Here is a 15,377-nt window from a genome sequence, read left to right as displayed (position 1 = left end):
TGTAGAAACCCTTCTATAACTGCGACTAAGGGTTTCAAGCCGCCCAGATTACCCATTTGTCAGGCGGCATCCATTCCTCTTCTCGTTCTGCGTCGTATAGGTCGTACTCACTCACGCGGCAACTGTCGAAACGGTCTAGGTAGGCGTGCCAGATGGCGCGTTCGCGGCGGTTTCGGGCTATGTGGCTCTGGTAGTCGTCCATGACGCCTAGGCGGACTGCCAGGACGGGTCAGGTTGGAGCTTTCGGTGATGTGCCAGGCCCGGCCGCTGCGGTGGATCATGGCGAGGGTTTCCATGTTTGCCAGGGCGTGATCTACTGCTGATCGGCTGAGTCCTGTGGTGCGGATGATTTCGGCAGTGGTGGGAGAGTACCGGCCTCGTTCGATGGCTTCGTAGATGAGGACTGCTGAATCGCTAAGGGCGCGGAATACCGGGCGAACGGCGTGAATTTTGCCTTTTCGCCAGGTCAGTTCCCGGGCAAGCTGGTGGTACTGCTCCGGAAGCTGGATCAGGTACACGTCGGCTGCTTTGTGGCGGGCGTCCAAAACTTTGGTGAGGATGCCATCTGATGCACCGGCGAGGCGGGGGAGGAGCCTGGCGATGGTGGCGTGGTGTTTTCCCAGGGCAACGGCGAGCGTTCGACATCCGACGTCGACCAGGTTGGTGTTGTTGGCTCTCGTATAGGGGCGGCTTGTGAAAAAGTGAAATATCCGACGCTAAGGTTTTGCCGAGCGTCGTAGTGGCCTGCATTCGCCGGGTTGATGTGGCTGGCATGCGGCCAGGTATAGTCGCCGGTGAGGTTGATGTGTTCCCAGCCCAGCAGTGAGAGGAACCGGGGCCCGGGACCAACGCGCGGGGAGTAGAAGCCCTAAGCGTGTTGGAGGGGGTGCGCTGACGTTCGTTTCGCCTACAAGTCTGGACTTGAATCATTTCCGCAGGGCAGAGCGTAGTCATGCCGTTTTCGGGCCAATGCAACGTCTACGGACGTTTGGGCGACTGCTCCTGCTGAGCAAGGCAAACCTGCCACTGCGGCAAGGGAAAGCCGCTCTATACACCTGCGCGCTCAATCAGAAGTGCCTTAGCGTCTGAAATTCGCCGTTTTCACAAGCCACCCCAACTAGGCAGCAAGCCAGATACCGTCAGCTACGTCTGGAGGGATCCAGTGCTGATCGCGTTCTGCGTCGTACAGGTCGGACTCAGGTATGCGTGAGTTTGCAAAACGGTCGAGATAAGCGTGCCAAGCGGCGCGTTGCCGGCGGTTTCGGGCGATGTGGGCCTGGTACTCATCCATCACACCAAGACGGACCGAGAGAGCACTCAGGTTGGTGCTCTGTGTGATGCGCCAGGCTCGACTGGCGCGGTGGATCATCGCCAGGGCTTCCATGTTTGCCAGGGCACTATCGACTGCCGATCTGCTAAGTCCTGTGGTGCGGATGATTTCGGCGGTGGTGGGGGAGTGCCGTCCGCGTTCTATGGCTTCGTAAATCAGGGCGGCGGGGTCGCTGAGGGCGCGGAACACCGGGCGTATGGCGTGGATCTTGCCCTTTCGCCAGGTCAGTTCCCGTGCGAGCTGGTAGTACTGCGCGGGGAGCTCGATCAGGTAAACATCGGCTGCTTTGTGCCGGGCGTCCATGACTTTGGTGAGGATTCCATCTGAGGCGCCAGCGAGACGGGGGAGAAGCCGGGCGATGGTGCCGTGGTGCTTTCCCAGGGCAACGGCGAGGGTTCGGCAGCCGACGTCCACAAGGTTGGTGTTGTTGGTTCGCATAAAGCCCAGCAGGCCGCGGAGCAGCAACCGCAGGCTGAGGCTTTCGCGGCCGTAAGCCTGAAGCCTATGGTCGAGGACTGCGTAGAGGATGTTTTCCAAATCGTTTACGAGTTGATGGATTGAGGCTGGGCTGGGGGTGGGTGCCCCCCCTGTGGGTTTAGTGATGCTTGTGTCGTTAATAAAGGCATCTTTTCCCCGTCGCTGTGCGGGTGTCCGTTTTCCGCTGGACGTGTTGTTGGTGAAGGCTTGGGCGTTGGCCCATTCCTTGGGCAGCAGGCGGTCCTGCTTTGTGCCGTACAGGGCGGCGAGGCCGGGGAACTGCCCGGTGAGTTCTCCGGTGACCTGGGAGAGGGTCCACCCACAGGCAGCGAAGTGGTTCAGGACCGCCATGCGGGCCTCTGAAGCGCTGGCGTAACGTGCGGTGTCGTACAGCCCTGTACGTGCTGTGCGGCGGAGCGGGGACTCGCTGCCGGCCCCGGGGAGCGGCAGGTGTGCAAGCTGCGGCCGCGGGGACGCAGCGGCTTTGACCTGGCGTTCCTTCTCAACCCTGTTGCGGCGCAGCTCCGGGGCCAGCGCAGCCCGCAAAGCGGCGATGGTGGCAGGAGTGTTGCGGCGGCGAAGCACGTCATACGCCTGGGACAGGGGAGTGACCAGGGTTTGGTGGCCACCGGACTTATGCGCGGATCCTGGAACACGAATACAACCGTCAGTGACGTTCTGGTGCGGACTCGGGTCAAGGCTCATCGCGACCCGGCCCAAGGCTTCAATAAGTTCGCGGGCCTCGGGATGGCTGAGTCGTTCCTGCAGCGGCACATACAAGTGCCGGCCCCCGCTGGGGGAAAAGTCCTCCACGAACACCGCCCCGGCTTCGCCCAGAAGCGTCCTAAGCCGGGCCGCATCCGAATCCACCACACCCTTGAGGGCTTTGGACGTATCCAGGTCCAGGCACAGCGTCGCCACAGACCCATCGACACCGTGAATCATCACCGCAGCCGGCCGATCCGGGACAGTTCTGGTGATCTTCGGGGCAGTAGTGGGGCGGGGGTACTGGAAACGCTGCCCGATCCACCGGCCCAACCGGTACGAAGGTTGGCCTGCGATCAAAGGCGCCAGCACCCACGCGGCAGCCGGGCCAGGCAAAGTGCCGACACTCACGGGCGCGTCAATTGACGCGGAATCTGCGTGCGGTACGATAGAGCTATTCCTTCCTCGGGAGGTACAACAAAGTCCACCCACTGGGTGGGTGTTGATAAAAGTTCAGATCGGGTCCCGCCAAGAACGAGATCTGAACGCTAAAGTCTTAGAAAGCCCGCCTAGCGCGGGCTTTCTGCTTTAAGAGGCCCGAGCGATAGGCAAGGCCTCCTGCCGGTAGAGAGATTCGATATCCAAGCTCTCCAAGTGAGCATGCACCAGCCGCGTCACGATCTCTGAGCGACTTTCGCCGGTAAGTTCCACTACCAAGGCCAATTTCTCCGCGTCTGCGCGCGGGATGTGTGCAGACAATGGTTTCCTGTCACCCTTGCTTGGCATCGGCATATCCGGCTCCCTCTGACTTGAAGATAGAAACCAGCCAACCTTCTTAAGCTTTCATTAAGTGGGAGGCTCTTAGTTTGGGCGTGTCGAAAGCTCTACCGGCCGTCAAGATACTGCGCGTAGGCAGCCAGGGCTACATCCCTCGCAGCCTTGTCTAGCCGGTACAGTACGCGCTGTCCCTGACGTTGCTGTCCCGCATCGGCCTTCACCAATCCAAGGTCTTCAAGATCTTGAAGATGCCGGAAGACTGTTTGGTAGTTGGCCCCAAGATCCTTAGCGATTTGACCAGATGTGGTGCCTTCTGCGCTCAAAGCAAGATTCCTGAGAATTGCCGAGCGCACTTCGTTCATCCCAAACGCTTTCATAGATGCCGCCGCCGAAGGAGTAGTCGCTGGTGGCTTGGCATATCGGGGCACTTGTCCATTTTGCCGTATCTGTTCACAAGCGCATACTACACTAACATTTAATGTTAGACTTCAGTTTCTGAAGAAGCAGCCCGCCATAGCTCTTGACAAGCACTTTTTCCGGAAAGTGTGAACAATGGCGGGTTGTCCCGGTTGCTTGTTACGCGAGCAACCACAGAGCCGACGGAATGTCAGCGGGAAGTTGTAGGTTTTCGGAATTCATGTCTGGGGGGAGGACAGAATGACGGCTTTGCCGTTTGGAACAGCGTGGCCAATGCATTACGACGCGCTGCAGGAGCGTGCGGCAGGAGAGTACGCGGCGTTCCAGAACTGGGTTTTCGCTCTTGGCCGCCCGCCGCTGGAGGAACGTGTACTAACCGAACTGCTGCGCATGATGCCCGCTTCTGAATTTGTCGAAGGCCGTGCTGCCTGCGTAGTGGAGACAGAGGATCTTGGCAGCCGCACCGGCTTGGGACAATCCGTGGTTGACGTTCTGGACAGCCTGGAACTGGCAGGACTGGTAACCAGCCACGCGGCCGCTACCGTTTTTCGGGATCAGCGGGATGGGATCGTGGTTCGTGTCCGGAAACCGGATGTGGTGCTGACTATCGAAGCCGCAGGTCCATTGTGGCTGCGTGATGCCTGGACGGCGCTGAGGCCACGATGAAGCCGACTAAGGGTTTGGCTGTTGGCGCGATGGTTGCTGTACCGGCGCTGTTTTTCGGCCTGATTTTTTCGATGCTTCTTCTCCTGGCGCCGGCTAAGCCTGCTGCCGCTGATTGCGGCCCTGCCATCTCTGTGGCAATTAGCCCCGATACCAAAGTCGAGGGATACAGCACTGAGCAGCTGCAGAATGCTGCCGCGATCATGGGTGCCGGGAAGGCCCTGGATCTTTCGGTGAAGGGTCAGATGATCAGCGTGATGGTCTCCCTGGGGGAGTCCGGTCTGCGGGTCCTGGACTACGGTGACGGTCCGGGCCCGGATTCGCGGGGGTTGTTCCAGCAGCGCGATAACGGTGCGTGGGGTTCCTACGCGGACCGTATGGACCCGACCATCAGTGCCACGAACTTCATCAAGGCCTTGCAGAAGGTTGAGGGTTGGGAGCTGCTGGAGCCGACCATTGCCGGTAACAAGGTCCAGCGGAACGCGGACCCGTATCACTACGCCAAGTACTGGCCCGAGGGCGTCAAGCTCGTCCAGGGTCTCTCGGATGAGAAGTTCGACCTTACCGGCAGCGACTGCGCCATTCCCGGGCAGTCCGGTGCAGGGGATGACTACCCCTACAAGGACTCACCGACCTGGCTGCAGGCAGGCGCCGACGCGGATGCCGCTTCACCTCTTGGAGCGTTTTACCGAGAGTGCGTGGACTTTGCTCTGTGGCGGGTGAACCAGCAGATGGGTTCAACTACCGCACCATTCAAAATCCTCAACAGTACGTTCCGTCCTGATGGTCAGCTCCTGGGTTCGGCCGTGACGTGGAAGGCCGGCTGGGATGCCAAGGGGTGGCCCACGGGGGGAACGCCCCGTGTTGGTGCGGTTGTTTGGTACGCGCCCGGGGCCGGGGGAGCGGACCCGACCTTCGGGCACGTCGCGGTGGTCAAGGAAGTCAAGGACGACGGGACCTATGTCGAAGAGGGCTACAACGGCAACCCGCCCCCGGATGACCACAACTACTACACCCGCACCGTGTCCAACGGTGTCCCGTCAGCTTTCCTGTATCTGCCGACCCAAGAGGAGAAGAAGTGAAAAAGCCCCTGGCCCTGATCATCACAGCCCTGCTGTGTGCCGGGTGTGCCCCGGCCTCGAACACCACACCCGCGGCCCCTGAGCCCACCACGGCAACCCCGTCGGCGCCGGTGTCGTTGAGTGCCAGCAGTGGCCCGCAGGCTCCCGGCGGGACGGTGCCGGCAACGATCGGCCTGAGCTGGGACCAGAAGAGCAAGGACGCCGCTGTGGAGGTGGCCGGCAAGGCCATGGCGGACTTCGCCCGCCCGGGCACGGAGGAAAAGCAGTGGGCCAATGACCTCGCCCGCTGGCTCACCGTCCAGGCCACGGCCGACTACTCGGCTGTTGACCCTGCGAACATCCCGGCCAGCACCGTCACCGGGAAAGCTACTTTGACCGTCGATGAATCCAACGGGTACGGCGTTATCGCCAAGGTCCCCACGAACGCCGGGTCCTACACCCTCCAGCTGCTCCGCACCGGCCAGGAAGCCCCCTGGAAGGTCAACCGCCTCACCCCTCCCGGCTCCTGACCACCCAGCACTTCTTCTCCACCCACCCCACAGACACACAGAAACACAGACGCAAAGGATGAGGTTCCATGAGCACCACACCAGAGGTTCTGGCCTTCCCCAACATCAAGGCCATCATCAGCGCCAACGGCACAGCTGAAGTGATCGTCGCCGGGAACTCCCGCGTCGTCCCGGAAGGTTCGTCCCTGCAGGAGCTGCGCGATAACGCCCTCGCACTGGTCCTCACGGAGGCGAAGACGCTTCAGCGAGCCGTGCGGGTCAGCATCGAAGACCCCGAAGGCTACGGGGAACTCATCGTTCACCCGGACAACCGGGTCGAATCCGTCTCCTACGACACCAAACCCACCCGCCGCCGGGCAGAAGCACCCACCACCACCCCCGAAACGGTCGCACCCGCCGTCATCGAGACCGTCCCCACCGGCACACCCACCCCGGCCCAGGCCCCGGTAGCGGTCCAGCCGACCGTCAGTCAGCCGGCGAACCCGCGCCGCGCAACAGCAGTTCAGGTGCCGGCTACCGTCACCGTCGATACCGCCCCTGTCGTTGCGGAGGCTCAGGCGGTTGCGGAGGTTCCGGCGACGCGCCGGAGTTTGAAGGACACCTCGTTCCTGGTCAGCGCCCCGGTCCTGGAGCCTGCCACGCAGGGCTGGCGCGGTTCCCTGACCCGGTTGGGTTTCCGGATGGATCCTTCCCCGGAAGAACTCGCCGAGCGTGAAGATATCCGCACGGTCAGCCAGCACTGGCCCGGCCCGCGGACCATCGCGGTGGTCAACCGTAAAGGCGGGGCGAACAAGACCCCGACCGTGGTGATGCTCTCGGCGATCCTTGCCCGCTACAGCGGCGCGGCCACCGTCGCCTGGGACAACAACGAGTCCCAGGGAACCCTGGGCTGGAGGACCGAGAAAGGCGCCCATGACCGCAGCGTCCTGGACCTGATCGATTCCTCCACCGACCTGCTTTCCCCGTCCACGAACGCGGCCGAAATCGCCAAGTTCGTCCACCACCAAACGGCTGACAAATTCGATGTGCTGCGTTCGGATGAGAACGAAGAAGGCGACCACGAAGTCACCGCTGAGGAAGTGGACATCGCCCACCAGGTCCTCACCCGCTACTACCGGCTCGTGGTCATGGACTCCGGTAACACCGCCCGGGCAGCGAACTGGCGACGGATGATCGACCACACCAACCAGCTCGTCGTCCCTGTCACCGCGATCGAGGACCGCGCCGAGGCTGCACGGCTGACCCTGCAGACCCTCGAATCCCGTGGTGGCCACGACGCCGAACTGGCCCGCAATGCCGTGGTGATCGTCTCCGAATCCACCGACGCCAAACGCAGCATGAGCGGCGACGCCCTCAAACGCGCCAAAGCCGAAGCCCAAAGAATCGCTGACGGGTTCGAACCATTCGTCCGGGCCGTCGTGCGGATCCCTTACGACCCCGCACTGGTCAACGGCCCCATCCGCTATGAAGCCCTCCAGCCCGACACCCAGCGGGCGTGGCTGGCAGCCGCGGCCGCGGTCGCCAACGGCTTCTAACCCCCTCAACCCACCCACGTTTCGAAAGGAGGAACGTTGTCACTGTCCCTGAACCCCTGGATCACCAAACCCGTCACCGGGACCGACCCCATTGAAGACACTCTGGCCGTGGACGCGCCGCCGGCTCCGGTGATCAGTGGCCCGCTGCGGGGCATGGTTGAACCCGACACCGCTGACCGGCTGGGCCAGGCCACCATGGCCGGCACCGCAGCGCTGTGGGTCCTCGGGACCCACGGCGGGGCCGGGGAATCCCGGGTAGCTGACCTGCTGGACGGCGCCCGGGCCACCGGCCATCACTGGCCCGTTACCGACAAGGGCCCGGCACCGAAGGTGCTGCTGGTCTGCCGGGCAGATATGCGCGGGCTGACCTCCGCCCAGGCAGCGCTCACCCAATGGGCCTCAGGTGCGGCCCCTGACGTGGAGCTGCTCGGCCTCGCCGTCCTGGCCGACGCCCCGGGCAAAACACCCAAACCCTTGCGGGACTTCGCCGCGATCATTGGCGGGGGAGCGCCCCGTCTCTGGACCCTGCCCTGGGTCGAGTCCTGGCGGCACGCCGATACGGCCACACCGCCGGCCGCCCGTGAATACCAACGCTTCATCACCGATCTGGCCGCCCTGGCCACCACACCCAGCACCACCCACTGAAAGGTCTCTCACCATGAACAACTTCGTAGCCATCGCCGCGTCCGTGATCCCCAACCCGACCCCCGTCGTTCCCCCCGAAGCACGCGGCCTGCTCACCGTCCTGAACTGGGCCTCCGGCATCGGCCTGGTCCTGGGAGTTCTGGGCATCATCATCGTCGGCATCGGCATGGTCATCCAGCTCCAGCGCGGCGAAGGCGCACAAGCCATCGGCAAACTCGGCTGGGTCCTGCTCGGCTGCATCATCATCACCGGCGCCGCCGGCATCGTCCGCGCCTTCGTCTAAACCACACCACCACCAACGGGAAGGTTCAGCCATGAGCCAATCAACAGAGAGCACCAACGAGACCAACCCCTTCACCAAACCGGGGTACATCATCGCGGCAGCACTGGTGGTCGCCCTCATCGCCGCAACCATCGTCATCTTCCTCGTCATCCCCGACGGCAGCGAAGAAGGAACCCCACAACCAGCCCAGACCAGCACCTCGGCCGCGGCGGCCACACCCACCGCGGCCGCCGCAGGCAAAAGCATCTGCGGACTCCCAGATACAGCCGCTACAGCCTTGGGATCTGCACCGGAAACGAAGTGGGAACTTGTAGGAACTATGGCTGCACCCACTGACCCAAAAATTGGTCCCGGGAAGGTGGATGCCCAAGGGATCCGTTCCTGCTTCGCGCATTCCCCTGCTGGGGCGCTGTATGCAGCGGTAAACCTTTGGGCGCTGGGCAGTGATCCATCGAAAGAACGGGCTATTGCCGATAAATTGGCGGCAAAAGGACCGGGCCGAGAAGCCGGTATGAAAGCCCCACAAACCCAGGCCCCTTCAACGGCAACCAAGATTCAGATTGCCGGGTTCAACGTTTCATACACTGCAGACCAAGCAGTCGTTGAACTGGCCTTCAAGGCAGACAATGGCGCTCTCGCGTCCGTCCGGACCACCCTTCTGTGGCAGGACGGGGATTGGAAAGGGGTAGTAGCTGACAGCGGCGCCCCGCTGGAGCAGCCCCGGCAGGTTCGTGACCTCTCCGGTGTGATTCCGTGGAGCGGCGCGTGAAACCCTCATGGAACCCCGCGGGCGATTGGCTGTCCGGGTTAGCCGACGATGCCATGGGCAACATGGCGAAGGCCATCCTGGAGGGCATGAGTCAGATGGTGACGACTCTCTCGACGTTCTGGGTCGATATGCCGACGGTGAATCTTGCCAGTGCGGACGGGACGACGGCGAGCCCGGTCGTCTCGATGGTGAACAGTGAGCTGGTTCCGTGGACGCTGGCGTTGGCTGTGCTGGCGGTCATTGTGGGCGGGATCAGGATGATTTGGGAGCAGCGCGGAGCGCCGCTGAAGGATCTGCTGCGGTCTTTGATGACACTGACTCTGGTGTCGGGGATCGGGTTGGGGGTGATCTCCATCTTGGTGATCGCTGCGGATGCGTTCTCGGCGGCGATCATTAACCGCTCGACGGACGGCAAAGGCTTTGCCGAGGCGATGAATGTTCTGGTCATGACGAACCAGACCGGGATCGGCGTTTTCGTCCTGATCGTCCTGGGCCTGGTTGGTTTGATCGCCTCGTTGGTGCAGATCGTGTTGATGGTGGTCCGCAGCGGAATGCTGGTGATCCTTGCCGGGATCCTTCCCACGACGGCGGCGTTCACGAACACGGAGATGGGCCGGCAGTGGTTCCAGAAAGCGGTCGGCTGGACCATCGCCTTCATCCTCTACAAGCCCGCGGCCGCGATCGTGTATTCGGTGGCGTTCCTGCTGATGGGCAACACCCAGGGCAAGGATGCACTCATCGGCTCGATTACCGGGTTCACCCTCATGATCGTGGCACTCTTCGCTTTACCGGCGCTGATGCGGTTCGTGACCCCCATGGTCGGGGCTGTCGCTTCCGGCGGTGGAGCAGGGGCCGGGGCAGCTGTCGGGGCCATGGCCACCGGCGCTGTCTCCATGGGGCGCGGCGGCAGCGGCCGCGGTAACGCCTCCCCTACCCCGGCCAGCTCCTCCAACACGTCCAGCACCTCCACAACGGCAGGACCCGGCGGTGGTTCCCCGAAGGGCAGCGCCGGATCGACCGGCCCACGCGGCGGGGGAGGGGCGCCGGTTCCCGGCGCTACCGGCCCGGGCGGTGCAGCGGGAACCGCGACAGCCGGCAAGGCAGGAATGGCCGGCGCCGCGGCAGGCGCCCCCGCAGCTGCAGGAGCGTCGGGTGCTGGTTCGGGCGCGGCTGCCGGGACTGCTGGCGGCCCGGCAGGGATGGCCGTCTCCACCGGTGTCCGGGTGGCGTCAAAGACAACACAGGCAATAGGAAAGACCGCGCAGGATTCAACCGGCCAATCAGAAACAACGGAGGGCCCCAGTGGCAGCAATTAGCACCGATTACAAAGAACCGTCCTACGGGAACTGGCGTGTGCCGCGTTCGGCAGGGTTGGGGAACCTCGGGGCGATCGGGACCGGCATTGTCATGGTCGGGTTGCTGCTGGGCATCATCAGCTTCGCGATCTGGGGCCTGTTCCCCGGCCTGGGTGTCCTGGCCGTCGCCGCCGGTGCGGCGTTGTTGCTGACGGTCAAGGACAAGCACGGCCAGTCCATCGTGGACCGGGCCGGAACCCGCTTGGCGTTCCGGGTTTCGAAGTCCGCTGGCACGAACCTGTACCGTTCCGGGCCGCTCGGTGTGACCGAGTGGGGCATGTACCAGCTCCCGGGCCTGGCAGCGAAGTCCACCCTGTATGAGTTCACCGACTCCTACAAACGCCCCTTTGCGATGCTCCACGTCCCGTCCACCAGCCACTTCACGGTGATCTTCTCCACCGAACCCGACGGGGCCTCCCTGGTCGATCCCGAACAGGTCGATGCGTGGGTGGCGAACTGGGGCGGCTGGCTCGCCGGCCTCGCCGACGAAGCAGGCCTCGACGCCGCTGCCGTGACCGTCGAGACCGCGCCGGACTCTGGGTACCGGCTCCGGAACGAAGTGCTGATGAACATCGACCCCGACGCCCCGGAATTTGCCAAGGAAGTGCTCGCCGAAGTGGTCACCACTTACCCGGAAGGCTCCGCGACGGTCCGGGCTTGGGTGTCGCTGACGTTCAGCTCCGCGATCCGCTCGGGTGCGAAGAAACGCACACCCGAAGAAGTCGCCCGGGACCTTGCCTCCCGCATCCCTGGTCTCTCGGCACGGCTGCAGGCCACCGGGGCCGGGATCGCCCGGCCCATGCCGGCCCAGGAACTCTGCGAAGTCGTCCGCGTCGCCTATGACCCGCCGGCTGCCCTGATCATTGATGAGGCCCACGCGGCCGGCTCCCCGGTGTCCCTGACCTGGGGCGAAGTCGGCCCCACCGCCACCCAGGCCACGTGGGACGAGTACCGGCACGATTCCGCGTTCTCCGCGTCGTGGACGATGACCGGCGCCCCGCGGGGATCGGTGAACTCCTCGGTCCTGTCCCGGCTCCTCGCCCCGCACGGGGACATTGACCGCAAACGTATCTCCCTGCTCTACCGCCCGATGGACTCGGCCCGGGCCGCTGCCGTTGTTGAACGGGACCAGAACAACGCGAACGTCCGCATCACCTCCGGCACCCGGCCCTCGGCCCGTGCCCTGGTTGATGCCCGCTCCGCGGTTCAGACAGCGCAGGAAGAAGCCAAAGGCGCCGGGCTGGTGAACTTCGGCATGGTCGTCACCGCCACGGTCACCGACCGTGCACGCCTCGATGACGCCGTGGCCGCCGTGGAACAGACCTCCGGGACCGCCCGGGTCCTGCTCCGCCGCGCCTACGGGTCCCAGGACACCGCGTTCGCCGCGTCCCTGCCCCTGGGGCTGGTGCTGCCCAAACACTCCATGGTGCCCACCGAAATTAAGGACGCCCTGTAAATGGCCCGCATGAAACTCTTCCCCCGCACCACCAAAAAGTCCCCCGCCACACCGGCACCCGGGACCAAGGACCGGCCAGACACGGCGAAGCCGGCCAAGGTCGCCGGTCCCGGTTCCCGTGGCTGGACCGGCCGGGGCGGTGGGATGGCCGCGCTCGTGCCCTCGGTGAAGGAATACCGGGGCACCACGGTCCAGGTCTGCGGGCTGTGGCCGTTCTCCGCCGGGGCGTCCTCGCCCATGATCGGTGTGCCGTTGGGCAGGCATGAGGAAACCCAGGCCACGGTCTGCTGTGACCCGATCAGCTGGTTCCAGCGCGCCCGCCTGATTTCGAACCCGTCCGCGTTCATCCTCGGCAAACCCGGCCTCGGAAAATCGACCGTGGTCCGGCGCATGTTCATCGGTCTCTCCGGCCAAGGCGTGCACCCCCTGATACTGGGGGACCTGAAAGGTGAACACGTCAAAGCCGTCCGCGCCCTCGGCGGGCAGGTCATCCGCCTCGGCCGCGGCGTCGGGTACCTGAACATCCTTGACCCCGGCCAGGCCGTCGAAGCCGCCCAACTCCTCGAAGACAGCGGCCACCACGAAGACGCAGCCCGGGTCCGGGCCGACGCGCACGGCCGGCGCCTGACCATGGTCGTCTCCCTCATCACGATCAGCCGGAACAACCCGCCCACCGACCAGGAACAAACCATCCTGGACCGGGCCCTGCGCGTCCTCGATGACCGCTTCACCGGCGTCCCGGTCCTCAAAGACCTCCTGGACGTGATCGTCTCGGCCCCGGACGAACTCCGCCAGGTCGCCCTCGACCGCGGAGACCTGACGATCTACCAGCAGGAAACCCGCGCCCTCGAAGCCACCCTCCTGGGACTCACCGGGGGTGGGAAGCTCGGGGAAATCTTCTCCCGCCACACCACCGAACCCATGAAACGGGACCGCGCCGTCGTCTTCGACGTCTCCAACATTGATGAAACCGAAACGGACCTGCAGGCCGCGGTGCTCCTCGCGTGCTGGTCCTACGGGTTCGGTACCATCAACGTCGCCAATGCCCTCGCCGACGCCGCCCTGGAACCACGCCGGAACTACTTCGTCGTCCTGGACGAACTCTGGCGGGCACTGCGGGCCGGTAAAGGCATGGTGGACCGGGTCGACGCCCTCACCCGGCTCAACCGTTCGGTCGGTGTCGGGCAGATCATGATCTCCCACACCATGTCCGACCTGCTCGCCCTCCCGGCCGAAGAGGACCGGATGAAAGCCCGCGGCTTCGTTGAACGCTCCGGCATGGTCATCTGCGGCGGACTGCCCGCCTCGGAAATGCCGCTGCTGACCTCCGCCATACCCTTGTCCCGGCAGGAACAGCAGAAGCTCATCTCCTGGCAGGACCCGCCCGCGTGGGACTCCCGCGGGGTGGACGTCGAACCCCCTGGCCGGGGGAAGTTCCTCATCAAAGTCGGCGGCCGTCCCGGGATCCCCGTCCGGGTCGGACTGACCTCCCTGGAAAAGGGACCGGACGGTGTGAACGACACCGACGGCAAATGGCACGAAAAACCTGAACCTGTTCTTGATCCGGTTCCCCCGGCAGTACCCACCCAGGGAGGCATCTCATGAGCGCACCGAACCGGAAAGGCATGGGCCTCGGGGACGCGATCCTCGTCTGGCTGGCCGTCGGTGCGATCGTTGTGTTCGGCGGCGGCACTTACGCTTCCCTGCACCTGGGGGCCTGGCTGGCGGGTGAGCCTGCGCCGCCGGCGCACCCGGTGGACCTGGTCGCCGGCCTCATCAAGGGCAAGGTCATCTGGCCTGTCCAGGCCACCATCGTCGCAGCCGTCATGGCCGGGCTGATCCTTGCCCTGGCTGTCGTGGTGCTGCTGGCCTGGCGGAAGGGCGCGTCCAAGCGCGCCCGGGTCGATAAAGCCGCCCGCTACCTCGGCCGCGGCAAGGCCCTGAACGCGTTCTCGGAAAAGGGTGCCCAGGCCACCGCTGACCGCCTCGGCGTTACCGGCACGCCGGGTATTGTCGTGGGCCGGGTCGTGGCCACCGGGCAGAAGTTCATCCAGTCCTGGGAAGACCTGTCCCTGGACATCTGGGGACCCCGGACCGGTAAGTCCACCTCGAGGGTGATGCCGGCGATCCTGGACGCACCAGGTGCCGTTGTCTCGACCTCGAACAAGCGCGACGTCGTGGACGGCACCCGCGGCGTCCGGGAAACCATCGCCCCGGTGTGGGTGTTCGATCCGCAGAAGATCGCCCAGGAAGAACCCCACTGGTGGTGGAACCCGCTCTCCTACGTCACCGACGAAGAGAAGGCCTACAAACTCACCCAGCACTTCTCCACCGGCTCCCGGACCCCCGGATCCAAACCGGATGCGTACTTCGACCCGAAAGCCGAGGACATCCTCTCCTCCTACTTCCTCGCGGCCGCGCTCGGAGAGCTGCCCATCACCCAGGTGTATTTGTGGGTGACGGAACAGGTTAACCGCGAACCGATCAATATCCTCAAAGCCCACGACTACGAACTCATGTACAAGGGGCTGGAGTCCACGCTGGAGCTGGCAGATAAGCAGCGGGACGGTATCTTCGGCACGGCCGAGAAAATGATCCAGTGCCTCAAATCCCGGAACACGCTGCGCTGGGTCGCACCCACCGGTGGGGCGACGGTGGCCACCGATGCCCGCCGGCAGTTCAACCCGCACGAATTCGCCGCCTCCCAGGAGACGATCTACATCCTCTCGAAGGAAGGCGCCGGCTCCGCAGCTCCGCTGACCACCGCTCTGACGGTGGCCATCGCCGAAGCGATGGAGGAGCGCGCCGAACGCAGCGGCGGCCGACTGCCCAAACCCGCCCTGTTCGCTTTGGACGAGTTGGCGAACGTCGTTCGCTGGGCCGGCCTGCCGGACCAGTTCAGCCACTACGGCTCCAAAGGCCTGATCGTCATGGGGATCCTGCAGTCCTGGTCTCAGGGTGTCGAACTTTGGGGGGAGGCGAACATGCGGAAAATCTGGTCGGCCGCGAACGTGAAGGTCTACGGCGGGGGAGTGGCCGAAGACGGCTTCCTCCGCGCCCTCTCGGACCTTGTCGGGGACTACAGCTACACCAACGTTTCCGTCTCCTCCGGAAAGTCCGGGTCCTCCCGCTCCCGCCAGGAAGGGAAGGAACGAATCTTCGACGTCTCCAACCTCGCCGAGCTGGACCGCGGCCGCGCCGTCGTCCTCGCCTCAGGCGCACCCGCCACCCTGGTCCGCACCATGCCCTGGTACACCGGCAACCACAAAGACGCCGTCGAAGCATCCATCAAGAAATACAGTCCCCGCCCGGAAGAGCCGGCCACTCAGGTGCCGGCTGCAGCTGGACCCAATCCGTGGGTTAAAAACTAGGAG

Annotated in this window: 13 protein-coding genes; 11 read left to right on the top strand and 2 right to left on the bottom strand. The window is 64.3% G+C overall.

What is annotated here, in order from left to right; translation table 11 throughout:
- Positions 1-1,117: 1,117 nt before the first annotated feature.
- Both ACRB8A_RS20270 and ACRB8A_RS20265 read right to left on the bottom strand, forming a co-directional pair.
- Entirely contained in the window at positions 1,118-2,752 is a 1,635-nt protein-coding gene (locus tag ACRB8A_RS20270) for a hypothetical protein (RefSeq protein ID WP_432246252.1), read from the bottom strand.
- 644 nt (positions 2,753-3,396) lie between these two features.
- A complete protein-coding gene (locus tag ACRB8A_RS20265) occupies positions 3,397-3,651 on the bottom strand; it encodes a winged helix-turn-helix domain-containing protein (RefSeq protein WP_432246251.1) in 255 nt (84 codons plus the stop codon).
- 295 nt (positions 3,652-3,946) lie between these two features.
- Here ACRB8A_RS20265 and ACRB8A_RS20260 point away from each other — a divergent pair, with 295 nt between their 5' ends.
- The 11 genes from ACRB8A_RS20260 (at position 3,947) to ACRB8A_RS20210 (ending at position 15,374) form a co-directional block, all read left to right on the top strand.
- Positions 3,947-4,372 (top strand): hypothetical protein, encoded by a 426-nt coding sequence (locus ACRB8A_RS20260; RefSeq protein ID WP_432246250.1) that lies wholly within the window; start codon positions 3,947-3,949, stop codon positions 4,370-4,372.
- Positions 4,369-5,451 (top strand): CHAP domain-containing protein, encoded by a 1,083-nt coding sequence (locus ACRB8A_RS20255; RefSeq protein ID WP_432246249.1) that lies wholly within the window; start codon positions 4,369-4,371, stop codon positions 5,449-5,451. Before ACRB8A_RS20260 ends, ACRB8A_RS20255 begins: the two co-directional genes overlap by 4 nt.
- Positions 5,448-5,960, top strand: a complete 513-nt coding sequence (locus tag ACRB8A_RS20250) for a hypothetical protein (RefSeq protein WP_432246248.1) — start codon at positions 5,448-5,450, stop codon at positions 5,958-5,960. The genes ACRB8A_RS20255 and ACRB8A_RS20250 overlap by 4 nt, the downstream gene beginning before the upstream one ends.
- 68 nt (positions 5,961-6,028) lie before the next feature.
- A complete protein-coding gene (locus ACRB8A_RS20245) occupies positions 6,029-7,495 on the top strand; it encodes a chromosome partitioning protein ParA (protein WP_432246247.1) in 1,467 nt (488 codons plus the stop codon).
- A 36-nt stretch (positions 7,496-7,531) separates the two neighbouring features.
- Positions 7,532-8,140, top strand: a complete 609-nt coding sequence (locus ACRB8A_RS20240) for a DUF6668 family protein (protein ID WP_432246246.1) — start codon at positions 7,532-7,534, stop codon at positions 8,138-8,140.
- A 13-nt stretch (positions 8,141-8,153) separates the two neighbouring features.
- Complete coding sequence (locus tag ACRB8A_RS20235; RefSeq protein WP_432246245.1) at positions 8,154-8,423, top strand: hypothetical protein; 270 nt, start codon at positions 8,154-8,156, stop codon at positions 8,421-8,423.
- 31 nt (positions 8,424-8,454) lie between these two features.
- Positions 8,455-9,192: a hypothetical protein gene (locus tag ACRB8A_RS20230; protein ID WP_432246244.1), complete on the top strand. Its 738-nt coding sequence runs from the start codon at positions 8,455-8,457 to the stop codon at positions 9,190-9,192.
- Positions 9,189-10,508 (top strand): hypothetical protein, encoded by a 1,320-nt coding sequence (locus ACRB8A_RS20225; protein WP_432246243.1) that lies wholly within the window; start codon positions 9,189-9,191, stop codon positions 10,506-10,508. The genes ACRB8A_RS20230 and ACRB8A_RS20225 overlap by 4 nt, the downstream gene beginning before the upstream one ends.
- A complete protein-coding gene (locus ACRB8A_RS20220; RefSeq protein ID WP_432246242.1) occupies positions 10,495-12,003 on the top strand; it encodes an SCO6880 family protein in 1,509 nt (502 codons plus the stop codon). The genes ACRB8A_RS20225 and ACRB8A_RS20220 overlap by 14 nt, the downstream gene beginning before the upstream one ends.
- Complete coding sequence (locus tag ACRB8A_RS20215; protein ID WP_432246241.1) at positions 12,004-13,608, top strand: ATP/GTP-binding protein; 1,605 nt, start codon at positions 12,004-12,006, stop codon at positions 13,606-13,608.
- Entirely contained in the window at positions 13,605-15,374 is a 1,770-nt protein-coding gene (locus tag ACRB8A_RS20210) for a type IV secretory system conjugative DNA transfer family protein (protein ID WP_432246240.1), read from the top strand. Before ACRB8A_RS20215 ends, ACRB8A_RS20210 begins: the two co-directional genes overlap by 4 nt.
- The last annotated feature ends 3 nt before the right edge of the window (positions 15,375-15,377 follow it).

Origin of the sequence: Arthrobacter sp. G.S.26, assembly GCF_050847375.1 — a bacterium.
Taxonomy (GTDB): Bacteria; Actinomycetota; Actinomycetes; order Actinomycetales; family Micrococcaceae; genus Arthrobacter.
Note: the sequence above shows the minus strand (reverse complement) of the source record. Positions and strands in the feature narration are given on the sequence as shown.